General features: G+C 64.3%; 22 protein-coding genes. 8 read left to right on the top strand and 14 right to left on the bottom strand.

Translation table 11 applies throughout. From position 1 onward, the window contains the following. Positions 1–97 precede the first annotated feature (97 nt). The gene (locus tag LB513_RS09140) at positions 98–2,413 is read right to left on the bottom strand and encodes a glucose/quinate/shikimate family membrane-bound PQQ-dependent dehydrogenase (RefSeq protein ID WP_224663150.1); all 2,316 of its coding nucleotides are present in this window, start codon (positions 2,411–2,413) and stop codon (positions 98–100) included. A 260-nt stretch (positions 2,414–2,673) separates the two neighbouring features. Here LB513_RS09140 and LB513_RS09135 point away from each other — a divergent pair, with 260 nt between their 5' ends. Next, positions 2,674–5,343 (top strand): ATP-dependent helicase, encoded by a 2,670-nt coding sequence (locus LB513_RS09135; protein WP_224663149.1) that lies wholly within the window; start codon positions 2,674–2,676, stop codon positions 5,341–5,343. Between the two features lie 27 nt (positions 5,344–5,370). Here LB513_RS09135 and LB513_RS09130 read toward each other — a convergent pair whose 3' ends face one another. From LB513_RS09130 to LB513_RS09120, 3 genes are read right to left on the bottom strand one after another with little or no spacing between them, the layout of a single operon-like run. Beyond that, positions 5,371–5,685, bottom strand: a complete 315-nt coding sequence (locus LB513_RS09130) for a hypothetical protein (protein ID WP_224663148.1) — start codon at positions 5,683–5,685, stop codon at positions 5,371–5,373. A 39-nt stretch (positions 5,686–5,724) separates the two neighbouring features. Beyond that, positions 5,725–6,480, bottom strand: a complete 756-nt coding sequence (locus tag LB513_RS09125) for a DUF4239 domain-containing protein (RefSeq protein ID WP_224663147.1) — start codon at positions 6,478–6,480, stop codon at positions 5,725–5,727. Between the two features lie 60 nt (positions 6,481–6,540). After that, entirely contained in the window at positions 6,541–8,094 is a 1,554-nt protein-coding gene (locus LB513_RS09120; RefSeq protein ID WP_224663146.1) for a trimethylamine methyltransferase family protein, read from the bottom strand. Positions 8,095–8,318: 224 nt separating this feature from the next. Between LB513_RS09120 and LB513_RS09115 the strand changes: the two genes are divergently transcribed. Further along, positions 8,319–9,803, top strand: coding sequence for an esterase-like activity of phytase family protein (locus LB513_RS09115; protein WP_224663145.1), 1,485 nt, complete (start codon positions 8,319–8,321; stop codon positions 9,801–9,803). 42 nt (positions 9,804–9,845) lie between these two features. Here the strand turns inward: LB513_RS09115 and LB513_RS09110 are convergent, their stop codons facing one another. Continuing rightward, the gene (locus LB513_RS09110) at positions 9,846–10,661 is read right to left on the bottom strand and encodes a L,D-transpeptidase (RefSeq protein WP_224663144.1); all 816 of its coding nucleotides are present in this window, start codon (positions 10,659–10,661) and stop codon (positions 9,846–9,848) included. Positions 10,662–10,826: 165 nt separating this feature from the next. Between LB513_RS09110 and LB513_RS09105 the strand changes: the two genes are divergently transcribed. Together LB513_RS09105 and LB513_RS09100 are read left to right on the top strand one after the other, a co-directional pair. Next, a complete protein-coding gene (locus LB513_RS09105; RefSeq protein WP_224663143.1) occupies positions 10,827–12,299 on the top strand; it encodes an MATE family efflux transporter in 1,473 nt (490 codons plus the stop codon). Positions 12,300–12,370: 71 nt separating this feature from the next. After that, positions 12,371–12,946, top strand: a complete 576-nt coding sequence (locus LB513_RS09100; protein WP_224663142.1) for a TMEM175 family protein — start codon at positions 12,371–12,373, stop codon at positions 12,944–12,946. Position 12,947: 1 nt separating this feature from the next. On the opposite strand, the gene LB513_RS09095 is transcribed toward LB513_RS09100, so the two are convergent. Further along, positions 12,948–13,229, bottom strand: coding sequence for a hypothetical protein (locus LB513_RS09095; protein ID WP_224663141.1), 282 nt, complete (start codon positions 13,227–13,229; stop codon positions 12,948–12,950). 131 nt (positions 13,230–13,360) lie between these two features. Here LB513_RS09095 and LB513_RS09090 point away from each other — a divergent pair, with 131 nt between their 5' ends. Beyond that, the gene (locus LB513_RS09090) at positions 13,361–14,227 is read left to right on the top strand and encodes an SDR family NAD(P)-dependent oxidoreductase (protein WP_224663140.1); all 867 of its coding nucleotides are present in this window, start codon (positions 13,361–13,363) and stop codon (positions 14,225–14,227) included. Between the two features lie 14 nt (positions 14,228–14,241). Here the strand turns inward: LB513_RS09090 and LB513_RS09085 are convergent, their stop codons facing one another. The 3 genes from LB513_RS09085 to LB513_RS09075 form a co-directional block, all read right to left on the bottom strand. After that, positions 14,242–14,682 carry a low affinity iron permease family protein gene (locus LB513_RS09085; RefSeq protein WP_224663139.1) on the bottom strand — a complete coding sequence of 147 codons (441 nt, stop codon included), beginning with the start codon at positions 14,680–14,682 and terminating at the stop codon, positions 14,242–14,244. A gap of 103 nt (positions 14,683–14,785) precedes the next feature. Continuing rightward, the gene (locus tag LB513_RS09080) at positions 14,786–15,445 is read right to left on the bottom strand and encodes a DapH/DapD/GlmU-related protein (protein ID WP_224663138.1); all 660 of its coding nucleotides are present in this window, start codon (positions 15,443–15,445) and stop codon (positions 14,786–14,788) included. Positions 15,446–15,528: 83 nt separating this feature from the next. Then, on the bottom strand, positions 15,529–15,978 hold the full coding sequence (locus LB513_RS09075) for a CreA family protein (RefSeq protein ID WP_224663351.1): 450 nt from the start codon (positions 15,976–15,978) through the stop codon (positions 15,529–15,531). A 269-nt stretch (positions 15,979–16,247) separates the two neighbouring features. Between LB513_RS09075 and LB513_RS09070 the strand changes: the two genes are divergently transcribed. The 3 genes from LB513_RS09070 to LB513_RS09060 all read left to right on the top strand — a co-directional run bounded on the left by LB513_RS09070 (position 16,248) and on the right by LB513_RS09060 (position 19,729). Continuing rightward, positions 16,248–16,847 carry an SCO family protein gene (locus LB513_RS09070; protein WP_224663137.1) on the top strand — a complete coding sequence of 200 codons (600 nt, stop codon included), beginning with the start codon at positions 16,248–16,250 and terminating at the stop codon, positions 16,845–16,847. A 40-nt stretch (positions 16,848–16,887) separates the two neighbouring features. Continuing rightward, on the top strand, positions 16,888–17,760 hold the full coding sequence (locus LB513_RS09065) for a 50S ribosomal protein L11 methyltransferase (protein WP_224663136.1): 873 nt from the start codon (positions 16,888–16,890) through the stop codon (positions 17,758–17,760). Positions 17,761–17,884: 124 nt separating this feature from the next. Then, positions 17,885–19,729: an aminopeptidase P family protein gene (locus LB513_RS09060; RefSeq protein WP_224663135.1), complete on the top strand. Its 1,845-nt coding sequence runs from the start codon at positions 17,885–17,887 to the stop codon at positions 19,727–19,729. A 238-nt stretch (positions 19,730–19,967) separates the two neighbouring features. Here the strand turns inward: LB513_RS09060 and LB513_RS09055 are convergent, their stop codons facing one another. The 5 genes from LB513_RS09055 to recN all read right to left on the bottom strand — a co-directional run bounded on the left by LB513_RS09055 (position 19,968) and on the right by recN (position 25,810). Beyond that, the gene (locus tag LB513_RS09055; RefSeq protein WP_224663134.1) at positions 19,968–20,264 is read right to left on the bottom strand and encodes an AzlD family protein; all 297 of its coding nucleotides are present in this window, start codon (positions 20,262–20,264) and stop codon (positions 19,968–19,970) included. Continuing rightward, positions 20,261–20,989, bottom strand: a complete 729-nt coding sequence (locus LB513_RS09050; protein ID WP_224663133.1) for an AzlC family ABC transporter permease — start codon at positions 20,987–20,989, stop codon at positions 20,261–20,263. Before LB513_RS09050 ends, LB513_RS09055 begins: the two co-directional genes overlap by 4 nt. 91 nt (positions 20,990–21,080) lie before the next feature. Further along, a complete protein-coding gene (locus tag LB513_RS09045; RefSeq protein WP_224663132.1) occupies positions 21,081–21,794 on the bottom strand; it encodes a DUF2461 domain-containing protein in 714 nt (237 codons plus the stop codon). After that, entirely contained in the window at positions 21,794–23,998 is a 2,205-nt protein-coding gene (gene ligA, locus LB513_RS09040; protein ID WP_224663131.1) for an NAD-dependent DNA ligase LigA, read from the bottom strand. The genes LB513_RS09045 and ligA overlap by 1 nt, the downstream gene beginning before the upstream one ends. A 138-nt stretch (positions 23,999–24,136) precedes the next feature. After that, positions 24,137–25,810 (bottom strand): DNA repair protein RecN, encoded by a 1,674-nt coding sequence (gene recN / locus LB513_RS09035; RefSeq protein ID WP_224663130.1) that lies wholly within the window; start codon positions 25,808–25,810, stop codon positions 24,137–24,139. Between the last annotated feature and the right edge of the window lie 5 nt (positions 25,811–25,815).

Raw genomic sequence — 25,815 nt, 5'->3', positions numbered from 1 at the left:
GGACTTGCCCCGTCTCCCCTGACGAAGGCTGGCAGGGTATGACGGCATCCGCAGGCAGCGCGGAGTCGGTCAGCCCAGGGGCCCGATGGCCCGCCGCCTATTTCGGCAGCGCGTAGGCCATGACATAATCGCCCGGCTTGGTGCCGACCGAGCCATGGCCGCCTGCGACGATCACCACGAACTGGCGGCCGTCGGCCACCGTATAGGTCATCGGCGTCGATTGGCCGCCGGCAGGCAGCCGCGCCTGCCAGAGCTGCTTGCCTGACGTCAGGTCGTAGGCGCGCAGATAATCGTCCACCGCGGCGCCCAGGAACACCACGCCGCCGGCGGTGATCATCGGCCCACCAATGCCGGGCACGCCGACCTTGAACGGCAGCGGCAGCGGCGTCATGTCGTAGACGGTGCCGTTGCGGTGCTTGTAGGCAATCTTGCCGGTGCGAAGATCGGCGCCCGCAACATAGCCCCATGGCGGAGCCTGGCAGGGAATGCCGAGCGGCGACAGGAACGGCCCCATCACCACGGCATAGGGAGCGCCCTCATTGCGGTTGAGCCCCTGTTCGCTGCCGCGTCCTCCATCTGGCGGAGGCACCTGGTCGCGCGGAACCAGCCGCGACTTGAACGCCAGGTAGGTCGGCATGCCGAACATCACCTGCCGCACCGGGTCGACAGCCACGCCGCCCCAGTTGAAGGTGCCGAAATTGCCTGGATAGATCAGCGAACCCTGCACGGAAGGCGGCGTATAGCGGCCCTCATAGCGCAAGCCCTGGAATTCGATCCGGCACGCCAGCTGGTCGAACATGGTGATGCCCCACATGTCCGCGCCGGTGAGCGGGTTGGGGCTGAAGGACAGGTCCGACACAGGCTGCGTTGGCGACGTATGGTCGCCTTCGACGGCACCGCCCGGCGCGGGCACTTCCTTGACGGCGAGGACCGGTTCGCCGCTGCGGCGGTCCAGCACATAGAGGTCGCCCTGCTTGGTCGGCCCGACCAGCGCCGGAACCACGCTGCCATCTTCCTTGGTAATGTCGACGAGGCTCGGCTGCGCCGGCACATCCATGTCCCAGAGGTCGTGATGCACAGTCTGCCGCACCCACTTCAACTGCCCCGTATTGAGGTCGAGCGCGGTGATGGACGACGAGAATTTCTCGACATTGGCGCTGCGCCCGGCGCCCAGCTGATCCGGCGTCTGGTTGCCGAGCGGCACATAGAGCAGGCCGAGCTTCTCGTCGGCGCTCGGCGTCGACCACATGTTGGGCGAGTTCGCAGTATATGTCTGGCCCGCGGGCAGCGGCGTCGTCTGGTCGGGATTGCCGGAATCCCAGTTCCAGACGAGCTTGCCGCTGCTAGCGTCATAGGCGCGAATGACGCCGGACGGCTCCTGCGTCGAATAATTGTCGTTGACCGCCCCGCCTACGATGATCTTGCCGCCGGCGATCAGCGGCGCCGATGTCGAGTAGTAATAGCCCGATTTCGGATAGGGCATGTTGGTCAACAGGTTAAGTGTTCCGCCCTCTGCGAAGCCCGGGCAGACCTGGCCGCTGGCGGCGTCGAGCGCGATCAGCCGCGCATCCGAGGTCGGCAGGTAGACCCGGCTCGCACAGGCCTGGCCGGCGGCGATGGCCGGGTCGGCATAATAGGAGACGCCACGGCAGGTCTGGTGCTGGCGATCCTTGTCGAGCTTGACCTGGGGATCGTAGCGCCATTTCTCCTTGCCGGTCGCGGCGTCGATGGCGATGGCGAAATTGTGCGGCGTGCAGATGTAGAGCGTGTCGCCGATCTTCAGCGGTGTCACCTGGTAGGTGGTCTCGCCGACGTCGCCTGGTCCCTTCACGTCGCCGGTTCGGTAGGTCCATGCGGGCTGCAGTTTGGCGACATTGTCGGGCGTGATCTGGTCTAACGGCGAATAGCGCTGGCCGAACTGGGTGCGGCCGTAATAATGCCATTCGCCGGCCGGCACGTCATTGCCGAGATTGGCGTTGGCGGCCACCTTGTCGGTGGCGAGGTTGCCGGCAAGATCCTTCGGATCCGTGGTCATGGAATAGCCGGCCACCGCCAGCGACGCCAGCACGGCCAGGATCATCGGCGCTCGGCCGTCGGGGCCGATAAGTCCCCGCCTCGCCCAGGGTGTCAGCAGCCAGAGCGCGATCAGCACGATGACGCCGCCGCGCGGCGCCAGTTCCCACCAGTCGAAACCCGTTTCCCACACGGCCCAGGCCAGCGTTGCCAGCACGATCCCTGCATAGAGCCATAGGGCCGTCGACCGGCGCCGGTAGAGCAGCCAGCCCGTGATCAGGAAGGCCAGGCCGGTGATGACATAATACCAGCTGCCGCCGACCGAAGCCAACCATAGGCCTCCTGCGCCAAGCGCGAGCCCGATGATGAAAAGGATCAGGGAGGTGATGGTGACAGCCAAGACGATACTCCTTCGACTGTTTTCGCCAGCGGCGCTGCTTTCGGCAGACCAGACATCCAGTCTTACCGAATTGCCTGCCCGACCGGTACAGCTTTTCTTCTCGCTGCAGCGCCTGTCAAGCAAAGGTGACCGGCGGACGCTGCGCTCCTTGGTCCCACGGCGCCGGGAATGCGGTGCATTCGCGTCACTCGACCGCTTCGCCGGAACAAAACGTAGACAGTTCTGGTCTTTCCCGACCGAATCATTACATTCGGAGGAAGATGTCCGGCTTTTCGGAAGACATGCCCTTTTTCGACGAACCCGATGCGCGGCCCACGGCCCCGTCGGGCATTGCCGCGCGCGCCATGGCCGCCCGCAGCGGCCACAACAATGCGCCCGATTATCTCAAGGGACTCAATCCCGAGCAGCGCCTGGCGGTGGAAACCACCGAGGGGCCCGTCCTGGTGCTGGCCGGCGCCGGCACTGGCAAGACCCGCGTCCTGACCACGCGCATCGCCCACATCCTTGCCACCGGCAAGGCCTTCCCGTCGCAGATCCTCGCCGTGACCTTCACCAACAAGGCCGCGCGGGAAATGAAGCTCCGCATCGGCTTCCTGATCGGCGAAGGCAATGTCGAGGGCATGCCATGGCTCGGCACCTTCCACTCGATCGGCGTCAAGCTGTTGCGCCGGCACGCCGAACTGGCCGGGCTGAGATCCGACTTCACCATTCTCGACACCGACGACGTGGTGCGGCTGATCAAGCAGCTGATCCAGGCCGAGGGCCTGGACGACAAGCGCTGGCCGGCCAAGCAGTTCGCGCAGATGATCGACGGATGGAAGAACAAGGGCCAGGGTCCCGCCGACATTGCCGAGGGTGACGCCCGCGCCTTCGCCAACGGCAAGGGCCGCGAACTCTACAAGGCTTACCAGGCGCGGCTGCAAACGCTGAATGCATGCGACTTCGGCGACCTCTTGTGCCACCCGATCCGCATCTTCCGCGCCAACCCGGATGTGTTGAAGGAATATCACAAGCGCTTCCGATACATCCTCGTGGACGAGTACCAGGACACCAACACCGCCCAATACATGTGGCTTCGCCTCCTGGCGCAGCGGCCGGAGAGCGGGCGCGCGTCAACATCGACGGATCTGCGAACGGCCGAAGGCCGCAAGCCCGACCGGGCGTCGGCCGGCCAGACCGCCCCCGCGGAGGCCAGCGAGCGAAGCTCGCGTACGGCCGCGAGCGAAAACAAGGTCAACATCTGCTGCGTCGGCGACGACGATCAGTCCATCTATGGCTGGCGCGGCGCCGAGGTCGACAACATCCTGCGCTTCGACAAGGACTTTCCCGGCGCTACCATCATCAGGCTGGAGCGCAACTACCGCTCCACGGCGCACATTCTCGGCGCTGCCTCCCACCTCATCGCTCACAATGAGGGGCGCTTCGGCAAGACCCTGTTCACCGACCGCGACGAGCCCGAGGACGGCAAGGTGCATGTCCACGCCGCCTGGGATTCCGAAGAGGAAGCCCGCGCCGTCGGCGAGACCATCGAGAGCTATCAGCGGCAGAAGCACAATCTCAACGACATGGCGATCCTTGTCCGCGCCTCCTTCCAGATGCGGGAGTTCGAGGATCGTTTCGTCACGCTGGGCCTCAACTACCGCGTCATCGGCGGGCCGCGTTTCTATGAGCGCATGGAAATCCGCGACGCAATGGCCTTCTTCCGCGTCGTCGCGCAAGGCGCCGACGACCTCGCCTTCGAACGCATCGTCAATGTGCCGAAGCGCGGCCTCGGCGAAACCACCATCCGCCAGATCCACGACACCGCCCGCGCGCTGCGTGTGCCGATGCTGGAAGCAGCCGCCAAGCTGGCCGAGAGCGACGAATTGAAGCCAAAGCCGCGCGCTTCGCTGCGCGAAGTCACCGCCAATTTCGAGCGCTGGCAAAAGGCGCTGGAGACCACGCCGCACACCGAGCTCGCCGAGACCATTCTCGAGGAGAGCGGCTACACCGACATGTGGAAGAACGATCGCTCGGCCGAAGCGCCGGGCCGGCTGGAAAACCTCAAGGAACTGATCCGTTCCATGGAGGAATACGAGTCGCTGCGCTCCTTCCTCGAACATGTCGCGCTGGTCATGGACGCCGAGCAGAACGCAACGCTCGACGCCGTCAACATCATGACGCTGCATTCGGCCAAGGGCCTCGAATTCGAGACCGTTTTCCTGCCCGGCTGGGAGGAAGGCCTGTTTCCGCACCAGCGCGCGCTCGACGAAGGCGGGCGCTCCGGCCTGGAGGAAGAGCGCCGCCTCGCCTATGTCGGCCTTACCCGCGCCAAGAAGAACCTGCATCTCTGGTTCGTCTCAAACCGCCGCATCCATGGCCTGTGGCAGTCGACCATCCCGTCACGCTTCCTCGACGAACTGCCGGAAGCGCATATCGAGATCGCCGAAGGCGGCAATTCCTATGGCGGCTATGGCAATTCCTATGGCGGCGGCTCGTTCGCCTCCGGCCGCGGCGGCCAGGGCGCGGGGCGGCAGAACCCGTATGGCGCGTCGCGCTTCGACAATGTCGGCGCCGACACTGAAAAATCCGGCGCCTTCTCGAACACCTATGCCACACCGGGCTGGCAGCGAGCGCAGGCCAACCGCACCGAAGCGACCGACCGCAATTGGGGCTCGCGCTCCGGCCACCAGGTCGAGCGCATCGGTTATGGCGAAACCGATAGCGGCTACGGGGCCGGCCGCACCTCGGTGAAGGGCCGCACCATCGACGGCGAACTGGTCGCCAAATCAGTCTCCGACACACCCTCCGCCTTCAGCGTCGGCGACCGCGTCTTCCATCAGAAATTCGGCAACGGCAACATCTCCGCCATCGAAGGCAACAAGCTGACCATCGACTTCGACAAGGCCGGCCAGAAACGCGTTCTGGACGGATTCGTCGCGGCGGTGTGATCTTGGGGTTGGCAGGTCCGAAGTCGGTCAATCCACCTTCTTCTCGCCCGCTTCGCCCGCCTCGACGATATCGCCCGTCGTAAACAGGATTTCTTTCAGCTCCGCGCGCCAATCGTCCTTTATCCGCAGCAGGAATTCGAGGTTCATGCCGAAATGCTTGAACTCCTCCTGCTGCGCATTCTTCATGATCGCGCGGGCCTGGTCGTTTTGCTCGACCGACATGCGCTGCTCGTACCAGCTGATGGCTTCGGCCTCCTCGATCAACGAGGTGATCATGCGGGCAAAGGTGCGCACTTCCTGCGACAGCTCTTCCGGCGGTTCGTGATACTGATCGAAACCCATGTCGTCACCCTTTCCGATAATCGTTCGACGAACGGTACGTCATTGCTGCAACTCCGCCAACGCCCTTTGCACCGGCGCCGGGGAAATCTGGATCGGGCCGGAGAACGGCACGTCCATGTCGAGGATCAGATAGACCGCTCCGGCGATCAGCGCGGCCGACACGACAAACGTTGAAACCGTGATTGCATTGCGCGGTGCCCGGAACCCGAAACTGGCAAAGATCAACCCCAGCCACGCCACCAGCATGGCGATCAGAGGTCTGGGAATCGAGCCTTCCGACTGTTCGATCAGCACCCAGCGCTGGTCCAGCACTTGCCGCAGGCGCTGGCGGGCATCCTGCAACAGGAAATCATGCGCGGCATCGATCGTCGGCAAAGCGTTCATCCGGGTGCCGATTTCTGTCAGCAGATGCTCGGACAGCCGGTTGGCGACGACCGGATTTTCCTCGGTCTGCGACCATTGGCTGGCGACCCTCTGCACATAGGCGGCCAGCGGCTCACGCACCGCATCGGCTTCCTGGCCATATTGGCGCAAGGTCCTGTCGAGCAGGATCAGGTCGGTCGCATAGGCGTGGACATTGTGGTCGACCGATTCATAGGTGTTCTTGGCGGAATTGATCATCAGCCCCAGCACCAGCGATGTCATCACGCCGAACAGGTTGGCTGCGAGCCGCAGGACATTGTTCGTCTCATCATCGCGGTGCCTGGCCGGAAGCCTCGGCCAGATTGCGATTGTGGCCAGCGGAGCCGCCACCAGGCAGAGAAAAATCACAAGGGCGACGGCTTCATCCTGCATGGCCGCTATTTCTGCACGGGAAGCACGGATTGCCAATGGCCGTTGCGGCGCTTCCCAGCCCTAGGACACCGGCAGCGCGCCGCCCTCCTGCGTGCGCTTCGCGATGAACTCGTCGAGCACGCCCGACGTTGCGGCCGCCGACGCCGGCGGCACGAAATCGGCGAGCGTGCGCTTCCAGATGCCCGTTGCGCGCTCGGTCGCCGTCTTCGAGCCGCTTTGCGTCCAGTTGCCGAAATTCGACCAGTCGGCGACCAGCGGTTCGTAAAAGGCCGTGCGGTAGCGGGCCATGGTGTGGCCGGCCGCGAAGAAATGCCCGCCAGGCTGCACTTCAGCGATCGCCTCGAAGCCGATGGCATCGCTGTCGCCGGCAGTGGGTACGCAGAGTTCGGCAATCGTCTGCAACGCCTCGATGTCGGTGATCAGCTTTTCCAAGGACACGCTGAGGCCGCCTTCCAGCCAGCCCGCCGCATGGATGCACATCGTCGCCCCGGCCAGGACCGACCCCCATAGCGCGAATTGCGTTTCGTGCGCGGCCTGAGCGTCCGAAATATTGGCGGCGCTGCCGCCGCCGGACCGCCAAGGCAGGCCGGTGAAGCGCGCCAGCTGGCCGGCGCCCAGCGTCGCCTTGACGTGCTCAGGCGTGCCGAAGGCCGGCGCGCCCGATTTCATGTCGACATTGGACGAGAACGATCCGTAGACGACCGGCGCGCCCGCGCGCACGATCTGCGCCAGCGTCAGGCCGGCCAAGGCCTCGGCATGCTGCAATGTCAGCGCCCCTGCGACGGTGATCGGCGCCATGGCGCCCGCCAGGCAGAATGGGGTGATGACCAGGACCTGCCCTGCCCGGGCAAAATCGATGATGCCTTGCGCCATCGGAATGTCGAGCTGACGCGGCGAGTTGGTGTTGATGACGGTGTAGCAATGGGCATTGGCCAGGAACTCGGACTGTGACAGGCCGCGCGCCAACCTTATCATCTCGAACCCGTCCTCGACCTGGGGCGTGCCGCGCGCAAAGACGAACGGAAACTTGTCCGACAGGGTCAGTTGGGCGCGGTTGACGGCATAGTGGCGAATGCGGTTGTCGACATCTTGCGGCTCGATACAGGGTCCCAGCATGTGCAGCACGTCGAAATGCTGAACAAGCCGCATAAGATCTTCGAAATCGGCCAATGTTCCAGCCCGCCTTCCCCGCTCGAGGTCGGTCACGTTCGGCGCGCCGGAGCCCGCCAGGAAACTCATCGAGCCGAGTTCGAGCGTCAGGTCGCGGGCGCGCGACCCGGCGTGGGCCTGGATGGATCTCGGTGCCGATGCCAAGGCCGCCGCCACCATGTCGCGGCCCATGCGCACCATGTCGGTGTCGGGATCGACCAGCGCGCCTGCTCCCGCGAGGTAATCGCGCGCCTGCGGCAGCAGCACCTTGATGCCGAGTTCATCCAGCACGCGCAGCGCGGCATCGTGGATCGCCGCCACATGGTCGTCGGAAAAGATCGGCTGCGGCAGGAAGGGGTTTTTCAGCGAATGGTAATTGGTCTGGCGGCTGCTCTCGCTGCCGGCCTCGCCCAGGCGCCCGCGTCGGCGTTCGCGTCTGCTGTCCCGTGCGGCGTCATCGTCCATGGTGATCCTCGGTACCGCCCATTGCCCTGCCGTCAGCAGCGTCCCGACGCGGAGCGCTCTAAATCTTGGCGCCCCACCGGCGTCCAACGCCGCCTGTCACGCAAGCATCATGTTCGCGCCGTAGACCGACATGCAAGGGCGCACCCGGATCGTCATTGGTGCCTTTTGCAGTCCGGCCCAGGCCCACCCGTCCACGGTGCCCTGCGCATTAAAGAGGATCATCCATGAAACACCTATCCAGAAATGCGTCAGTCTGCGTCGCCCTGGCATTGTTCACGGCGTCGACGCCGGCTTTGGCCGACAGCACGGCGACCGTCGGCGGCACCAGTTTCATCAACAAGGGACTGGTCGGCGTCGGCCGCATCCCGGCTGCCCAGCGCGACAAGTTCGGCGAGACCTTCGGATCGGGTTCGGGCATGGCGATCGACACATCCGGATGGGCGCATGACCAGGCCGGCTACAAGGGTTCGCTCTGGCTGCTGCCGGACCGCGGCTACAATGTCGCCGGCACCACCGATTACCGCCCGCGCCTCAACACGATCGGAATCGAGTTCAGACCGGTCCCGCCGGGCGCGTCGCCCGCCGCCGGCCAGGAGCAGACAGGTGTGAAGGCGACACTTGCCGACACGCTGCTGCTGACCGACGACAAGGGCGCCGACGCGACCGGCCTCGATCCGCTGTCGGATGTGCGTCCGGCCTCCGGCGACATGCCGATCCTGCCGGCGGCCACCAATGGCAAGCTCGCCGTCGACAACGAGGCCATCGTGCGGCTGCCCGACGGTTCGATGTTCATTTCCGATGAGTACGGACCCAACATCTACCGCTTTTCCGCCGAGGGCCGCCTGCTCTCGGCGACCCAGCCGCCGGCGGCGCTGGTCCCGATGCGCAAGGGCACGCCGAACTTCTCCTCCGACAATCCGGGCCCTGGCGCCGCCGATCCCGATCCGAAGGATCCAGAAACCGGCCGCCAGAACAACCAGGGCCTCGAAGGCATGGCGATGACGCCGGACGGCAAGTTCCTCATTGCCGTGCTGCAGTCGGCGCCGCGGCAGGACGGCGGGGATTCGCCGGCGACCCGGCAGAACACGCGGGCGCTGGTCTATGACGCGTCCGACCTCGGACACCTCAAGCTGGCGCACGAATATGTCGTGCCGCTGCCGGTGTTCAAGGACGCCAAGGGCAAGACCAAGGTCGCCGCACAAAGCGAGATCGTGGCTTTGTCGGACACCGCATTCATGATGCTGGTGCGCGACAGCGGCAACGGCCAGGGCTTGAAGGGAGACGCCTCGCTGTACCGAGAGATCTCGATCGTCGACGTTTCCGCCGCCACCGACATCGCCGGCAGCGCCTTCGATGCCGCGGACAGGCCAGTCGCGGTCAAAGGCGGGCTCGATGCGTCGGTGACGCCGGCCAGACTTGCGCCGTTCATCGACCTCAACGACAGGGCGGAGCTTGGCCGCTTCGGCCTGCACAATGGCGCGCCGAACGATCACGACAATCTGTCCGAGAAGTGGGAAGCGATGTCGCTCGCCAGCGTACTGGACCCCAGATTGCCCGACGACTATTTCCTGTTTGTCGCCAATGACAACGACTTCCTGACCCAGGACGGGTTCCAGGTCGGCGCTCCCTACAAGGCCGAAGACGGCGCCAATGTCGACACCATGTTCTTGGTCTATCAGGTTACGCTGCCGGGGCTCGCCAGGAAGTAAGGGCCAGGCGCCGGGGACAGCACCCCCGGCCGGATCTTGGCGCTATTTAAGGAACTCCGCATCCTTCGGCACGCCGGCATCGATCGGCTCGGCCGTCCTGTTCGACACCGCCATGTTCTTGCCGGCGGCCGACAGGTTCGGGCGAACGAAGACCTGCGCAGGGCCGTTGACGCGGCTGTATAGGTCGATGATGTCCTGGTTCATGAAGCGCACGCAGCCCGACGAAGCGTTCTTGCCGATGGACTCCCATTCGGGCGTGCCGTGCAGCCGGTACATCGTGTCCTTGCCGTCGCGGAACAGATAGAGGGCGCGCGCGCCAAGCGGGCTCTGCGGGCCAGGCGGCATTCCGTCCTTGTATTTGGCCAGTTCCGGCCGGCGCTTGATCATTTCCGGCGGCGGCGTCCACACCGGCCACTTCTTGCGCGCCTGGATCACGGCGCTGCCGGTCCAGCCGAAACCGGCCTTGCCCAGGCTGACGCCATAACGCATGGCCTTGCCGTCTTCGCGTACCAGATAGAGGAAGTGCTCGGAGACATCGACGACGATCGTGCCTGGCTTTTCGCCGGTCGGGTCGGCCACGATCTGGCGCACGAATCTCGGATCGAGCTTGGCAACCGGGATTGCCGGCAATTGATAGCCTTCATCGGTTCGCGCCGCATACATGCTGGCCGTGTCGCCTGATGCCGGATCGGCAGGTGCGGGATCGCCTGTTGCCGGATTGGTTGGCGCCGCGGCCATCGGCGGCGCGACGTCCGTCGTGGTACAGGCTGAAAGCCCCAGCGACGCCGCGCCCAAAGCAGACGCACCCAGGAACGCGCGCCGGCTCAGGCGCTCGGAAAACAGCGAAGTATTGGACATTGGCCCCCCGGCTATCCACACATCCGATAAGGATGTCCTGGGAGCAATATCCCATTCCGATCGTTTTGAGAACAGGTTACAGCAATGGGCCTTGTCCCACTGTGCTGACCGTTCGCTTGGCCCGGCAACCGGGCAAATCCAGATAAACCTTGCCGAGTAGCCGCCATGACCGAAAAAATGCTGCCGCGCCGGCGCACCGGCGACCTGACCAGCGGTCCCATTCCCCGAACATTGCTGCTGTTCGCCTTGCCTGTGCTCGGCTCCAACGTGCTTCAATCGCTCAACGGGTCGATCAACGCCGTCTGGGTTGGCCGCTTCCTGGGCGAATCGGCGCTGACCGCGACCTCCAATGCCAACCTTGTCCTGTTCCTCATCCTGGGCACGGTGTTCGGCATCGGCATGGCGGCCACCATCCTGGTCGCACAGTCGGTCGGCGCCCGCGACCTGCCGGAGGCGCGCCGCATCGTCGGCACCAGCGCCAGCTTCTTCTTCGCCATCTCGGTGGTGTTCGCGGTGTGCGGCTGGATCTGGGTCGACGCGATCCTCAACGCGCTCGGCACACCGGCCGATGCGTTGCCGCTGGCACGCTCCTATCTGCGCATCATCTTCATCGCCGTGCCGATGATGAACCTTCTGTCCTTCGTCATGACCGTGCTGCGCGGCGCCGGCGATTCCCGTACGCCGTTCTTCTTCATGGCGTTGGCGGTGGCGCTCGACATCGTGCTCAACCCCTTGCTCATTCGGGGCATCGGCCCCTTCCCCGAACTCGGCATCGCCGGATCGGCAATGTCGACCCTGATCGGGCAGACCGTCAGCGCGATCGCACTTCTCATAGCGCTCTATGCGCGCAGGCATCCGCTGCGGCTGGCCGGCGCCGACCTGGCGCTGCTGCGGCCGGACCCGGCCTTGCTGCGCTTCGTCGTCTTCAAGGGCGTGCCCATGGGCCTGCAGATGATCGTCATCTCGGCATCGGCGCTGACGGTGATGGGCATGGTCAACGGCTACGGCTCCCGTGTTGCCGCCGCCTATGGCATCGCCGCCCAGCTATGGACCTACATCCAGATGCCGGCGCTGGCCATCGGCGCTGCGGTCTCGTCCATGGCGGCACAGAATGTCGGCGCGGGGCGCTGGGACCGGATCGGCCGCATCGCCGCCTCCGGCGTCGGCTTCAACCTGGTCCTGACCGGCGCGCTCGTCGCGTTGCTGTGGCTGTTCGACCGCTCGATCCTCGGCCTGTTCCTCAGCCGCGAGAGCGCCGCGATCGACATCGCCGTCCACATCAACACCGTGGCGTCGTGGTCGTTCATCCTGTTCGGCATCACCATCGTGCTGTTCGCCACCGTACGCGCCACCGGGGCCGTGATGCCGCCGCTGATCATCCTGGTGATCTCGGTCCTTATCGTGCGTACCGGCTTTGCCTATTTCATGCGGGGCTTACTCGGCGAGGAAGCGCTCTGGTGGAGTTTTCCCGCCGGCTCGATCACCTCGCTGGTGCTGGCCGCCGCCTACTATCGCTTCGGCAACTGGCGCAACACGCACATGATCGAGGACAGGCCGGCCGGCGGCGAGCCCCCGGATACCGGCCTGGGCGTTCCCCGACAGCGCGCCGGTCTGTCGACTGGAACACCGAACGGTTGAGAACCGGATCGAAGCCTTTAACGGCGGCGGTCGCCTGGTCTAGACTGCCGGGAGCGGGATAAGGGACCTTCATGGGCAAAGGCAGGGTCGAGGCATTCACCGATGGCGTGGTCGCCATCATCATCACCATCATGGTCCTGGATTTGAAGGTGCCCGAGGGTGAGGACTTTTCGGCCTTGCTGCCGCAATGGCCGGTCTTCCTGTGCTACGTGCTGTCCTTCGTCAATGTCGGCATCTACTGGAACAATCTGCACAACATGTTTCACACCGTGCAGCGCGTCGACGGCCGCGTCCTGTGGGCCAACCTGCATTTGCTGTTCTGGCTGTCGCTGATGCCCGTCACCACCGCCTTCATGGGCGAAAACCATTTCGCCACGGTTCCGGTCGCGGTCTACGGTTTCGACCTCGTCATGTGCGCGACGGCCTACACCATCCTGGTCACCGCGCTGCATCGGCTGCACGGACCGGACACTGCCTTTGCCAAGGCGGTGGGCAATGACCGCAAGGGAAGGCTTTCCCTCGCCGTCTACATCGCCGCCATAGCGCTCACCTTCGTCGACCGATGGATCGGAGTGGGGCTCTACGTCGCCGTCGCCTTGGTATGGCTGGTGCCGGACACGCGTTTCTCGCGGGTCCTCGATAGATAGCCTATTTGCGCATAGCCTTCAGCTTTTCGGCCACGGACGCGGCAAGATCGCCATAGCGCTCCTCCAACCGTTCGGCCGCCTTGATGATCGGGAAATCATGGCCGAACTTTTCCAGCGCCATACGCAGTTTCTCGACGAATTCGGCCTGTTTTTCCAGTGCAGAGAACAGCGTTCTCACCTGCGCTTCGCTGATGTCGGGATCGGCAAGCATTTGCGGCACTTCCCGTCCCATCTGGTCCCCGGTGCGCGTCTGCTCCTTCAGAATTTCAACCCAGTCCGTCAACAGGCAATCTCCATTACCACGCCAACATGCGCGGTAAGGACCTGAGTGGTCAACCCGGGCACGTGCCGTTACGGGCTTGCACCGGCCTGTACCAGCACTAAGTTGCGCGCATAAAGCAAGGAAGCCTGCCTATGATCACCGACGTCGAAATCCAGAACGCTCTGCCCGCGCTTGGCCGAGGCAAAACCGCCGTGATCACCGGCGCCGCCAGCGGCATCGGCCTCGCGGCCGCCAAGCGGCTGGCGCTGATGGGCATGAAGATCGTGCTGGCCGACATTGGCGGCACACGCCTCGACGATGCCTCCCGCGCCGTCGCCGCCATCGCTGGCGATGAAGCTGTGCTCGCCGTGGCGACGGATGTCTCGAAGGCCGATGAGGTCGACCGCCTCGCTGACCGGGCATTCGGCGCGTTCGGCGGCGTGTCGATGCTGATGAACAATGCCGGCATCGGCAACAACCCCGGCAAGCCGTGGGAAAATCGCGAAGCCTGGAGGCGGCTGCTGGACATCAATTTCTGGGGCGTCGTCCATGGTGTCGAGGCTTTCGCGCCGCGCATGCTGGCGGCTGCAAAGCCCGGACTCATTGTCAACACCGGCTCCAAGCAAGGCATTACCACGCCGCCCGGCAACCTCGCCTACAATGTCTCCAAGGCCGGCGTGAAGACGTTTACGGAGGGCCTTGCCCACGCGCTGCGCAACGAGCCCGGCGCCCATGTCGCCGCGCACCTGCTTATCCCGGGCTTCACCTATACCGGGCTCACCGTGGGCGCCACCGAGAAGCCGGCGGGAGCATGGACCGGCGAGCAGGTGGTCGATTTCATGCTTGAGTCGATGACGCTGCGCGACTTCTACATTCTGTGCCCGGACAATGAGGCGGCGCGCCCACTGGACGAAAAGCGCATGGCCTGGGCAATCGGCGACATCATCGAGAACCGCCCGGCCCTGTCGCGCTGGCATCCCGATTACAAGGAGCCCTTCGCGGCGTTCATGAAGCAATGAGATGACGGCCCGAACTATGCAGCGCTCTTCTTGTTAGCCGTACGCTTGCGCGCCTCGACTTTGTTCGCAGCCATGGTGGCGATCTTCTCCTCGCGCTGCTGGTCGTAACGTTTCGCCGCCTTCTCGCATTTCGCCCGGATTTCCTCGACTTCCGACTCGGTCAAATGCTCGATGCCGATGAAGTGATTGTGACCTTTGCTGACACGGATCAGTTCGTCGAGCTTGGCCTGCATGGCGGCGCCGTCGCGGTTCTGGGTATTCTGGATGAGGAACACCATCAGGAAGGTGATGATGGTGGTGCCGGTGTTGATCACCAATTGCCAGGTGTCCGAGAAGCCGAACACTGGTCCGCTCACGCCCCAGACAATGACGATCAGGCAACAAGCGGCGAATGTCAGAGGCAACCCGGCCAGATGGGCGACTTTGTTGGCGACCTTGGTGAAGATTTTTTCCATGATCCAAGTCCATTAGTGCCCCCACAAGAAACACTTCGCGCGGTGTCCGGTTCCCCACCGCAGCAACCGAACCGCCGCGATGGCGGCCACGGACCGGCTCCGCCTATTGGCGGGCGGAAGCTGAAATGCCGTCGGACTCCCAGCGATCGAGGAACATCTCGATGGACATGGTCTGCATGTCGGGAACAGCGCGAGCCAGCTTGTCGACCGGCCAGTCCCACCAGGCCAGGCGTTCGATCCGTGCCGCGATGTCGTCGACGAAACGCGGCCGCAAGGGTCTGGCGGGCACGCCGGTCGCGATCGTGTAAGGGGCCACATCATGCGTCACCACTGCATTGGCGCCGACGACTGCGCCATTGCCGATATGCACGCCCGGCATGATCACCGCGCCGTGGCCGATCCACACATCATGGCCGATGGTCACTTCTTTCGCCTGCCGCCGCTGGCGGAACGCGGCATCGACCCCCAGCCAGCGGAAATACTCGTTCGGCCTATAGCTGACCTTGTGCTGAGTCAGCCGCTCGATTGGATGTTCAAGCGCGTTGAGACGGCTGTTGGCGGCGATCGAACAGAACTTGCCGATGGTTGTGTAGATGGCTTCCGAATGGCGCTCGAAATAGGAGAAGTCGCCGACGGTCACCTCGCGCAGCACCACTCGCTCGCCGATCGAGACATAGCGGGCGAGTTTACATGCCTTCAGTTCCGCCGTCGTATGGATGCGCGGTGCGGAATCCTTTGGCACGAGAGCTTCGGAACGATCCATGCCGGCCGCTTTACCCCCGAGCGATTGCTCCCGCAAGGCGGCAGCAATCGTCCGTGAGCCAGTCGCAACGCGGCGCTGGACGCCTATTTCGGCTTTCCGTTGCTCCACACCACGTTCTGTCCGTAAAGCGGCACCGTGGTCACCGACATCTTGGCCGAGCCATCCTGGACCTGGCGCGAATGCGACAGGTAGATCAGCGTCTCGTTGGCTTTATCGTAGATGCGGTTCACCACCTGCTTCTTCCAGATGAGGCTGATGCCTTGCTTGAACACTTCCTCGCCGCCTTCGCCCATGTCGATGTCACCGATGGTGATCGGGCCGGTCTGGCGGCAGGAGATCGAGGAATCGGACGGGTCTTCGAACCAATTGCCCTTATGCAGCCGGTCAATGACACTTCGATCGAAATAGGAAACGTGGCAGGTGACGCCCTCAACTTTCGGGTCCTTGATCGCTTCGACGATGATATCGTTGCCGACCCAGTCCACGCCGACCTTGCCGACTTCCTCGGCCATCGCGTTGGCGGCGCCAAGCATCGTGGAGGCGGCCAGTGCGCTGCCGATGAGTTTTCGCCCGGTCAATCGTGGCAAGCCAGCCTCCTGCGTTTCGAGTTGCCGGTCACAGGTGGGACGAACCGCGCAGCTTTGCAAGTCGCCTGGCTAACCAAACCGCGAACCGGTTGCGTCAACGCGACCTCTTTGCGTCCGGCCAAACGAAACACTATGGTCGCACGCTCTCGAAATCTGGATTCTCGCCACCGCGCCCAGAGTTCACAGCATGTACAGTTCTGCTTGGGTCAACCGCTATGTCCACTCAACCATCCCCCACAATGCGCTTCATCCTGATCGGCATCCTCGTGCTGATGGCGGGTGTCACAGGGATGATGACGTTCAACTGGTACAGAAGTTTGTATGGCGGCAAGCCCTATGGCGACGCCTTCACCCTGGTCGACCAGAAAGGCGCGCCGATCACACAGGCCGCGTTCAGAGGCCAGCCGAGTGTGGTGTTCTTCGGCTTCACCCATTGCCCGGAGGTCTGTCCGACCACGCTGTTCGAACTCGCCGGCTGGCTGAAGACCCTTGGCGACGACGGCAAGAACCTGCATGCCTATTTCGTCTCGGTCGACCCGGAGCGCGACACGCCCGAAGTGATGAACACCTATGTGAGCAATTTTTCCGACCGGATCACCGGCATCACCGGCGACCCCGATAAGGTCCACGCCATGGCCAAGTCCTTCGGCATCTATTGGAAAAAGGTCGACACCGGCGACGGCGACTACACGATGGACCACACGGCGTCGGTCCTGCTGCTGGACGGCAAGGGCGAGTTTGCCGGCACGATCGCCTATGGCGAAGGCGCGGAGACCGCCATCGCCAAGCTGAAACGGCTGGCGGCCAAAGGCTAGGCGTGACCGTATCGCGTCACGCTCAACAAGAATGGAATCCATGACCCAGACGCGGCTGCATTTCATCACCGGCAAGATCGAGGCCGAGCGCGTCTTCGCGGCGTTCGAAGTAGCCTTCGAGGATGACGGCCTGCCGATCTCGGTGCTCGAGGTCGACGAGGACAAGGACATCCACGAAGTCTCGCTCTATGCAGATGACGACGTCGACGATGTGGAGGCGCGGGTAAAGGACATACTCGCCGGTCTTTCGCTGTCGCCGCTCATCGAGCGCGAGGCGCTGCCGGACGTGGACTGGGTCGCGCGCTCGCTGGAAGGATTGAAGCCGGTGCGCGCCGGACGTTTCTTCGTCCATGGCGGGCATGATCGCGCAAAGCGACACAGCGGCGAACTCGCAATCGAGATCGAGGCCGGCCTTGCCTTCGGCACTGGCCACCATGGCACCACGTCAGGCTGCCTGGAAATGCTGGAGAAGGTCGTGCGGCGCGAGCGCCCGCGCAACGCGCTCGACCTCGGCACCGGAAGTGCGGTGCTGGCCATCGCCGTTGCCAAGCTGGCGCATATTCCCGTGTTGGCCACGGACATCGATCCGGTGGCGGTCAGGGTCGCCGCCGCAAATGCCCGGCTCAACCACGTCAAGGCGCTGATCGAGACGGTGACCGCGCCTGGCTTTCACCACCCGATCTTCGGCAAGCGCGCGCCCTTCGATCTCATCGTCGCCAACATATTGGCGCGCCCGCTGATGCGGCTGGCGCCGCAGATGGCCGGTCATATCGCACTTGGCGGCTCGATCGTGCTCTCCGGCATCCTCGAGCGCCAGCGCGATGCCGTCATCTCGGCCTATGTCGGTCAGAATTTCCGCCATGTGCGCACCTTGCACCGCGAAGGCTGGGTGACCATCCACCTCAAGCACTGAGACCGGCTTGGACCAAGCCCAGCCTGTTGTCAGCCAGGCGACGCCGTAGCAGTTTGCCCCCCTGGAAATCGATTCCGATTTCCAGGGCCGTAGGCTACGGTCGCGCGAATAGAGGAGGCCCACAATGTTCCAGACCTTCGATTCCGCAGGCGACCCGACCGTCGGCAAACCGCGCGTGGAACTGCTGCGCAAATGGATGGCGGAGAATGGCCTCGACGGGTTTGTCATTCCGCGCGCCGACGAACACCAGGGCGAATATGTCGCCGATCGTTCGGCTCGGCTGAAATGGCTGACCGGCTTCAGTGGCTCGGCCGGTGTCGCCATCGTGCTGCGCGAGCGGGCCTTCGTCTTTGTCGACGGCCGCTACACGTTGCAGGTGCGCGGCGAGGTCGATCTTGACATCTTTTCGATCGAAAGCCTGGTCGACAATCCACCTGCCTCCTGGCTCAAGGACAATCTGGGCAAAGGAGCGCGACTTGGTTTCGATCCGTGGCTGCATACGATCAGCGAGGTCAAGGCTCTGCAGGCCTCGGCGGACAAGACCGGAGCGGTCCTGGTGCCGCTCGACCAGAACCCGATCGACATCATCTGGGCTGATCAGCCGGAAGCGCCTGCCGCCCCCGTCGAGATTCACCCGATCGGCTTTGCCGGCGAGCTGGCCAGGGACAAGCTGGCGCGGCTCGCGGCTGCCATCGGCTCGGATGGCGCCACCCACGCCGTACTGACCGACCCGTCCTCCATCGCCTGGGCCTTCAACATTCGCGGCGGCGACGTGCCGCACACGCCTCTGGCTCTGGGTTTCGCCATTCTTGCCGCCGACGGATCACACCAGCTGTTCATGGATCAGCGCAAATTCTCGCGCCAGGTCGCGGCCTATCTCACGCAGCTTGCCGATCTGCACGGGCCGGCTGAGTTCGAAGCGGCGGTTGTTGCCCTCGCCAAGGATGGCGCGAAGATCGCGCTCGATCCGGTTCTGGCGGCGGACAAATTGCGCATGCTTGTCGAGGAGAATGGCGGCGCCGTCATCGCGGCCGCCGACCCTGCCCGCATTCCGCGCGCCACCAAGAACCAGGCCGAGATCAATGGCAGCCGCGCCGCTCACCGTCGCGACGGCGCCGCCATCGCCAAGTTGCTGTGCTGGCTGGACCGCCAGGAGCCAGGGAGCCTCGACGAGATCGACGTCGTCACCAGGCTGGAGGAGACCCGGCGGGCGACCGGCGAGGAAACGCAGATGCCTCTGCGCGACGTGTCCTTCGACACGATCTCGGGCGCTGGCCCCAACGGCGCCATCATGCATTACCGCGTGTCGCGCGCCACCAGCCGCAAACTTCAAGCGGGCGAACTGTTCCTGCTCGATTCCGGCGGCCAGTACCAGGATGGCACCACCGACATCACCCGAACCGTGCCCATCGGCGAGCCGACCGAAGAGATGCGCGAACGCTTCACCCTTGTGCTGAAGGGCATGATCGGCATCTCCACCTTGCGCTTCCCCGCCGGCACGCGTGGCTCCGAGATCGACGCCGTCGCCCGCGTGGCGTTGTGGCGGCACGGCTGCGATTTCGCCCACGGCACCGGCCATGGCGTCGGCTCTTACCTGGCCGTCCATGAAGGGCCGCAGCGTATCGCCCGTACCGGCACAGAAAAGCTGCTCGAGGGCATGATGCTGTCCAACGAGCCCGGCTATTACAAGGAAGGCTCCTACGGCATCCGCATCGAGAACCTCATCCTGGTGACGCCGGCGGAGCCGATCGAAGGCGGCGACATCGCCATGCACGGCTTCGAGACCCTGACCCTGGCGCCGATCGACAAGCGGCTGGTACGCACCGACCTGCTGACGCGCGACGAACTGCAATGGCTCGACGCCTACCACGCCCGCGTGCTGGCCGAGATCGGCCCGATGCTCGACGGCGAGACGCTGGCCTGGCTTGAGAAAGCGACTGCGCCCCTGCCGCATGACGCGAAGATTTGAAGTGACCGATATTCAACTTGGAGGACTGCCGCGCTGCCCCTCATCCGCCTTCCGGCACCTTCTCCCCGTATAGCGACGGGGAGAAGGAGGCTATCATCGCCGCCTTCGCGAATCTGACGTTGCAAGAACGGCACCGGCGTTGCCCTCAGTTCCCTTCTCCCCGTCACTATACGGGAGAAGATGCCGGCAGGCAGATGAGGGGCAGCGCCAACGGTCCAAACCGATGGCGCCCGCAAGATCAGCCCACGAACTGCCGAGCCGCGATCAACACCGCGGCTCCAGCCAGAAACATCGGCATCAGCCCGCCGCGCAGCGACACCAGAGCCGTGACCACGAGTGCAGCCCATTCCGCTGGTCCTGCATTCAACATTTCAGGCGCCACCAGCGTCGTTAGAACTGCCGCCGGCACGGCGTTCAATCCTGCCTCTACGCGCGGATGGATGTTCTCGAAACGCGAGATGACCAGATGCCCGCCGATGCGCGTGAGATAAGTCGCGATCGCCGCCGCGATGATGATCCAGAATGTCGTGCTCACGGTCGCGCCTCCACGCCGCTGTGGCGGGGCGGCAGGATGACGGCGAGCAGGATGCCGGTGACGGCGCCGATCGAAACGTGCCAGGGCGAGCCGACCGTCTTGTAGGCGATGATGGAGCCGACGGCGCTGGCGACGACCACCGGCAGCCACAGGGGCCGCTTGCGGAAGCCCAGCACAAGACCCAGGAAGTAGATCGGCAGCAGGAAATCGATGCCGAGCGCATGGGTGTCGGGGATGAGCTTGCCGAACACTGCGCCCAACGCGCTTTCGACAATCCACAGAACATAGACCGGCAGCCCAAGTCCGAGATACCAGGCAAAGCCGACCGTCTGGCCGGACTGCGCCCTCGCCTCGGCCACCGCGAACTGCGGATCGGTCAGGATAAAATAGCCGAGCGCCTTCTGGATCAGCGGCCAGTGCGCGATGCGTCGCCCGATGCCGGCGGAATAGAGCACATGGCGGAAATTGACGGCAAAGATCGACAGCACGATGAGCCACGGTGCGACATGCTGGCCGAACAACTGGATGCCGACCATCTGACTGGCCCCGCCGAAGACGAGCGCGCTCATCAGGAACGCTTCGAGGACCGAGAACCCCTGCTCGACCGCGAGTGCGCCGAACAAGACCGCGAACGGCGCCGATGCGACCACGACCGGCATGGACAGCCGCACGCCTTGCCAGAAATCGCTCTTCGCGCTGCTCTCGGAAATTGCATCCGTCGTCATCGACCACTCCCTCGGGAGCGGCGGTATTTAGGTGCAGCCGCCAACCTTGTCACACGAATTCGCTTGAGCCAACGATCAGCGGAAATGATCGTCAGGCCGTCGGGACCGAACCCTGATCCTGCGTGGTTCGGCCCTCGATTGCCCTGCCCCAATCCAGCAGCGGCTTTGCGCGCACAGCGAAATCGACGAGCTCGTCCGCCAGCGCCGGACCATGGATCGCGGCCTGATCGATGGCGTGCCGAACGACGAAATGCCGGTTGCGGATCGCTGTGACCAGGTCTTCATCGGTGACCTGTTCGAAGCCGCGCGGCGTGCGCTTCATGCAGCCTTCGGCGTCGAGTTGAAGCCCCTGCTTGCTCAACGCCGCCACCATAGCGCGAAATTCACGCGGCTTCATCGCAATCGCCTTGCGCATCGCCAGCAGCAATTGCGGCCCCGGCTGCCACCAGGCCACTCCTGCAAAGCAGCCCTCCAGCCCGATATGAACATAGAACACGCCCTGTTCCATCTTGCTGCCATCGGGAGACAGGATCGCCGACAGGTGCCGGTTGTAGGGCCGTTTGTCCTTGGCAAAGCGTACATCGCGGTTGATGCGGAACAGCGATTTCTTGCGGTCGCCGCGCAGGCCAAGCCCGGCCTGCGCGAAGCGCTGCGTCAGCGTCTCGACCAGGTCGCCCAGCGGATCGCGCAACTCGCTTTCGAACAGGTCGCGATTTTCCAGGAACCACTCCCGGCTCTGGTGGAAATCCAGCGCTTTCAGGAACGGGATGGCCTTTTGACCGAAGCCCTTGAACGCGCCTTCCATCACGCCTTGCCGATCCGCGCCAGCCAGGCGTCCTCGTCGATCACCTCGATGCCCAGCTCGCTGGCAAGCTTCAGCTTGGAACCGGCGCCAGGCCCGGCCACCACCAGATCGGTCTTCGCCGACACCGAGCCCGCGACCTTGGCGCCGAGACGTTCCGCCATCGCCTTGGCTTCCGGGCGCGTCATCTTCTCCAGCGTGCCCGTGAACACGATCGTCTTGCCCGCGACGGCACTGTCTGCCGAGAGGGTCACGATGTAAGGCTTCGGGTGGACCTGTTCGAGCAGCGCGTCAAGCACGGCATCGTTGCGCTCATTGCCGAAGAAATCGCGCAACGCATCGATCACCGTATCGCCGATGCCGTTGATCGATGGGAAAACCGTGTGCGGATCATCGGCCGCAGCCGTCTCCTTACCGACCCGGATCAGTTCCTCGACCGTCGAGAATGTCTTTGCCAGCAAGGCGGCGGTCGTCTCGCCGATATGGCGGATCCCGAGGGCGAAAATGAAACGGTCGAGCTCAGGTTCACGGCGCGAATCAATGGCGGCGAACAGCTTGTCGAGGCCTTCATAGTTGCGGTCCTCGACGCCTCGCACATTCTTGCGGGTCTTGCCGGACGCGGCCTCGCGCAGCCTGGCCTGCTCCTCGCGCCGCTCGGCCAGCGCCTTGGTGACGGCGGTACGGCGCTGCTTGAGTGTGAAAATATCGGCGGCGGTCTTGATCAGTCCGGCATTGAAAAACAGGTCAATATTTTCCGAGCCGAGGCCTTCGATGTCCATGGCGCCGCGCGACACGAAGTGACGCAATTGTTCGACGGCCTGCGCGGCGCAGATCAGTTCGCCGGTGCAGCGGCGGCGCGAATCTTCCTTGCTGGTCTTTTCGTTGACCTCACGCGTCGCCGGCGAGCCGCACACCGGACAGACATGTGGGAATTCGTAAGGCACCGCATCTGCAGGGCGCTTGTCGATGACGACGCTGACGATCTGGGGAATTACATCCCCTGCCCGCTGGATCACGACAGTGTCGCCGATGCGCACGTCGATGCCGTCTCGAATCGGTTGTCCGTTGCTGTCGAAGCCCTTGATATAGTCTTCATTGTGCAGCGTGACATTCTCCACCACGACGCCCCCAACGCTGACGGGGGCCAGCCGCGCGACCGGCGCCAGCGTGCCGGTCCGGCCGACCTGGATGTCGATCTTCTGCACGGTGGTCATCGCCTGCTCGGCGGGGAATTTGTGCGCGATCGCCCAGCGCGGCTCGCCGGTGGCGAACCCCCACCGCCGCTGGAGCTCGAGCTGGTCGACCTTATAGACGACGCCGTCGATGTCGTAGCCGAGCGACGAGCGCTGCTCCTCGATGAGGTGATAGTGCGCGACAAGGTCCTCGACCGATTTCGCCCGCACCATCAGGGGACTGATCCTAAATCCCCAATCGGCGAATTTCTGCACCGATTCATACTGCGTCGCTGCCGGATCCTGCGTGGTATAGCCCCACGCATAGGCGAAGAATTTGAGATTGCGGCTGGCGGTGACCGAAGCATCCTTCTGGCGTAGCGACCCTGCCGCAGTGTTGCGCGGGTTGACGTACTCCTGCCCACCCAAGGCGGCCGAACGCTGCTTGAGAGCCTCGAACTCGGCGTAGGTCATGTAGACCTCGCCGCGAATCTCGATGATCTCCGGCCAGCCTGACCCTTCGAGCTTCTTGGGAATGTCGGCGATCGTCCTGAGGTTAGCGGTGATGTCCTCGCCGACTGCGCCGTCACCGCGTGTCGCCCCCTGCACGAACACCCCGCCCTCATAGCGCAGCGATGCCGACAGCCCGTCGATCTTCGGCTCCGCGGTGAACGCGATCTCAAGGTCCTTGTCGCGGTCGAAGAAGCGGCGGCCCCGTTCTATGAAATCGGCGACGTCCTGATCAGTATAGGCCTTGGCGAGGCTGAGCATTGGGACGGCGTGGCGCACCTTGGTAAAGCCTTCCGCCGGCGCGGCGCCGACCCGCCGCGACGGCGAATCCTCGCGGATCAAAGCCGGAAAACGCGCTTCCAAGGCAAGGTTGCGCCGCGCCAGCGCGTCGTACTCGGCATCGGTGATAACAGGCGCGTCCTCGGTATGATAGCGCCGGTCGTGCTCGGCGATCTCCTCGGCCAGGCGCTTCAGTTCTGCCTCGGCCTCGCTCTGCGTCAAGGCATCGACTGGTTTTTCGGACATGTGCACACCCGGCTGCTGTTGGTGCGGACAATAGATCAGGAATTGGAGCGGCGGGAACCAGAATCTGGCAAAACAACGCGCAAACAGCGGCATGCAGCCATCTGCTGACTCAGTTCAGAAGCCTCAGCCTGGACAGGATCAGGAAGCGCCGGTGTTCTCACGTAGCAGTCGCTCGGCGGCTGCGCGGGCCTCGTCGGTGATCGTCGCGCCGGCCAGCATGCGCGCGATCTCTTCCTGCCGCGCCGGCCGGTCCATCTCGGCAATGCCTGTCGCGACCCGGTCGGCGCCGCCGGACTTGGAGATCAGGAAATGGGTCGCTGCCCGAGCCGCCACTTGCGGTGCGTGCGTCACCGAAAGCACCTGGACGCGCTTCGACAGCCGCGCCAGCCTTTGGCCGATGGCATCGGCGACGGCACCGCCAACACCGGTGTCGATCTCGTCAAAAACAAGCGTTGGCGCCGAACCGCGATCAGCCAGAGCCACCTTCAGCGCCAGAAGGAAGCGCGACAGCTCGCCGCCGGATGCGACCTTCATCATCGGCCCGGGCCGCGTGCCGGGATTGGTGCGCACCCAGAATTCGATCTGGTCGATGCCTTCTTCCATGCGGTTGTCGGCATCGCTTGCCAGTTCGACGATGAAGGCCGCGCGCTCGAGCTTCAGCGCCGGCAACTCGGCCATGACGGCCTTGGTCAGGCCGACGGCCGCGGCATGGCGAAGCGAGGAAAGCTGCGCGGCGGCGCTGTCATATGCCTCGCGCGCCGCCGCCGCTTGCTTTTCCAGCCCGTGCAGACGCCCCTCGCCGGCATCGAGATCGGCGAGATCGGCCGACATCGTGTCGCGCAGTTGCGCCAGATCGTCAACGGCGACGCTATGCTTGCGGGACGCCGCCCGCAACGAGAACAGCCGCTCCTCGGCCTTTTCCAGCCGCTGCGGATCATATTCGGTCGCCCGCAACGCTGCCTCGACGCCAGATTGCGCCGCGTCCAGCGACAGCATCGCCTCGTCGAGCGACTTCACCACATCATCGAGCAGGCCGGGCGCTTCCGTTACCTTGCGCTGCAGCCGTCTGAGCAGGCTTGCCAGTTGCGGCAGCGGCGAGGACGGGCCGGAGAGCACATCCTGAGCATCATGGATTTCCGACGCGATCTTTTCCGCCCGCATCATTGAAGCACGCACTTCAGCGAGGTCGGTCTCCTCGCCGGGTTGCGGGTCGAGCTTGGTCAATTCCGCCACTGCGGCACGCAGATAGTCCGCCTCGCGGGCGGCCGCCGCCACCTTGGCGCGATGACGTGAAAGCTCCTGCTCGCAGTCGCGCCAATGCCGCCACGCTTCGGCCGTCGAGCGAACGACGCCGACATGGCCGCCGAACGCATCGAGCAGCTCGCGGTGGGCGCCGGGATCGACGAGAGCGCGTTCGTCGTGCTGGCCGTGGATTTCGACCAGCGCGCGGCCGACATCGCGCATCAGAGTGACGCTCGAAGGCTGGTCGTTGACGAAGACCCGGGTGCGGCCGTCCGCGGTCTGCAAGCGACGCAGGATGATATCGCCATCATCGTCGATGGCGTTCTCGGCAAGCAGGGCGCGAGCAGGATGGTTGCGCGGCACGTCGAAGACCGCGATGACCTGGCCCTGCCCCGCGCCATGGCGCACCAGAGACGCGTCGCCGCGCGCGCCGAGCGCCAGCGACAGGGCATCGAGCAGGATGGATTTGCCGGCGCCGGTCTCGCCCGTCAGCACGGAAAGACCGGGCGCGAAGTCGATGTCCAGCTTCTCGATCAGGACGATATCGCGGATCGACAGTCTGGAAAGCATCTCTA

It is taken from the genome of Mesorhizobium sp. ES1-1, from assembly GCF_020164785.1.
Classification (GTDB): Bacteria; Pseudomonadota; Alphaproteobacteria; order Rhizobiales; family Rhizobiaceae; genus Mesorhizobium.
This window is presented reverse-complemented; position numbering and strand designations above follow the sequence as displayed.

What these genes read in the sequence shown, in the direction of transcription:
- LB513_RS09135 (WP_224663149.1), top strand. Translation starts at nt 2,674, where the DNA reads ATGTCCGGCTTTTCGGAAGACATGCCCTTTTTCGACGAACCCGATGCG.
- LB513_RS09130 (WP_224663148.1), bottom strand. Translation starts at nt 5,685, where the DNA reads ATGGGTTTCGATCAGTATCACGAACCGCCGGAAGAGCTGTCGCAGGAA.
- LB513_RS09125 (WP_224663147.1), bottom strand. Translation starts at nt 6,480, where the DNA reads ATGCAGGATGAAGCCGTCGCCCTTGTGATTTTTCTCTGCCTGGTGGCG.
- LB513_RS09120 (WP_224663146.1), bottom strand. Translation starts at nt 8,094, where the DNA reads ATGGACGATGACGCCGCACGGGACAGCAGACGCGAACGCCGACGCGGG.
- LB513_RS09115 (WP_224663145.1), top strand. Translation starts at nt 8,319, where the DNA reads ATGAAACACCTATCCAGAAATGCGTCAGTCTGCGTCGCCCTGGCATTG.
- LB513_RS09110 (WP_224663144.1), bottom strand. Translation starts at nt 10,661, where the DNA reads ATGTCCAATACTTCGCTGTTTTCCGAGCGCCTGAGCCGGCGCGCGTTC.
- LB513_RS09105 (WP_224663143.1), top strand. Translation starts at nt 10,827, where the DNA reads ATGACCGAAAAAATGCTGCCGCGCCGGCGCACCGGCGACCTGACCAGC.
- LB513_RS09100 (WP_224663142.1), top strand. Translation starts at nt 12,371, where the DNA reads ATGGGCAAAGGCAGGGTCGAGGCATTCACCGATGGCGTGGTCGCCATC.
- LB513_RS09090 (WP_224663140.1), top strand. Translation starts at nt 13,361, where the DNA reads ATGATCACCGACGTCGAAATCCAGAACGCTCTGCCCGCGCTTGGCCGA.
- LB513_RS09085 (WP_224663139.1), bottom strand. Translation starts at nt 14,682, where the DNA reads ATGGAAAAAATCTTCACCAAGGTCGCCAACAAAGTCGCCCATCTGGCC.
- LB513_RS09080 (WP_224663138.1), bottom strand. Translation starts at nt 15,445, where the DNA reads ATGGATCGTTCCGAAGCTCTCGTGCCAAAGGATTCCGCACCGCGCATC.
- LB513_RS09075 (WP_224663351.1), bottom strand. Translation starts at nt 15,978, where the DNA reads ATGCTTGGCGCCGCCAACGCGATGGCCGAGGAAGTCGGCAAGGTCGGC.
- LB513_RS09070 (WP_224663137.1), top strand. Translation starts at nt 16,248, where the DNA reads ATGTCCACTCAACCATCCCCCACAATGCGCTTCATCCTGATCGGCATC.
- LB513_RS09065 (WP_224663136.1), top strand. Translation starts at nt 16,888, where the DNA reads ATGACCCAGACGCGGCTGCATTTCATCACCGGCAAGATCGAGGCCGAG.
- LB513_RS09060 (WP_224663135.1), top strand. Translation starts at nt 17,885, where the DNA reads ATGTTCCAGACCTTCGATTCCGCAGGCGACCCGACCGTCGGCAAACCG.
- LB513_RS09050 (WP_224663133.1), bottom strand. Translation starts at nt 20,989, where the DNA reads ATGACGACGGATGCAATTTCCGAGAGCAGCGCGAAGAGCGATTTCTGG.
- LB513_RS09045 (WP_224663132.1), bottom strand. Translation starts at nt 21,794, where the DNA reads ATGGAAGGCGCGTTCAAGGGCTTCGGTCAAAAGGCCATCCCGTTCCTG.
- ligA (WP_224663131.1), bottom strand. Translation starts at nt 23,998, where the DNA reads ATGTCCGAAAAACCAGTCGATGCCTTGACGCAGAGCGAGGCCGAGGCA.
- recN (WP_224663130.1), bottom strand. Translation starts at nt 25,810, where the DNA reads ATGCTTTCCAGACTGTCGATCCGCGATATCGTCCTGATCGAGAAGCTG.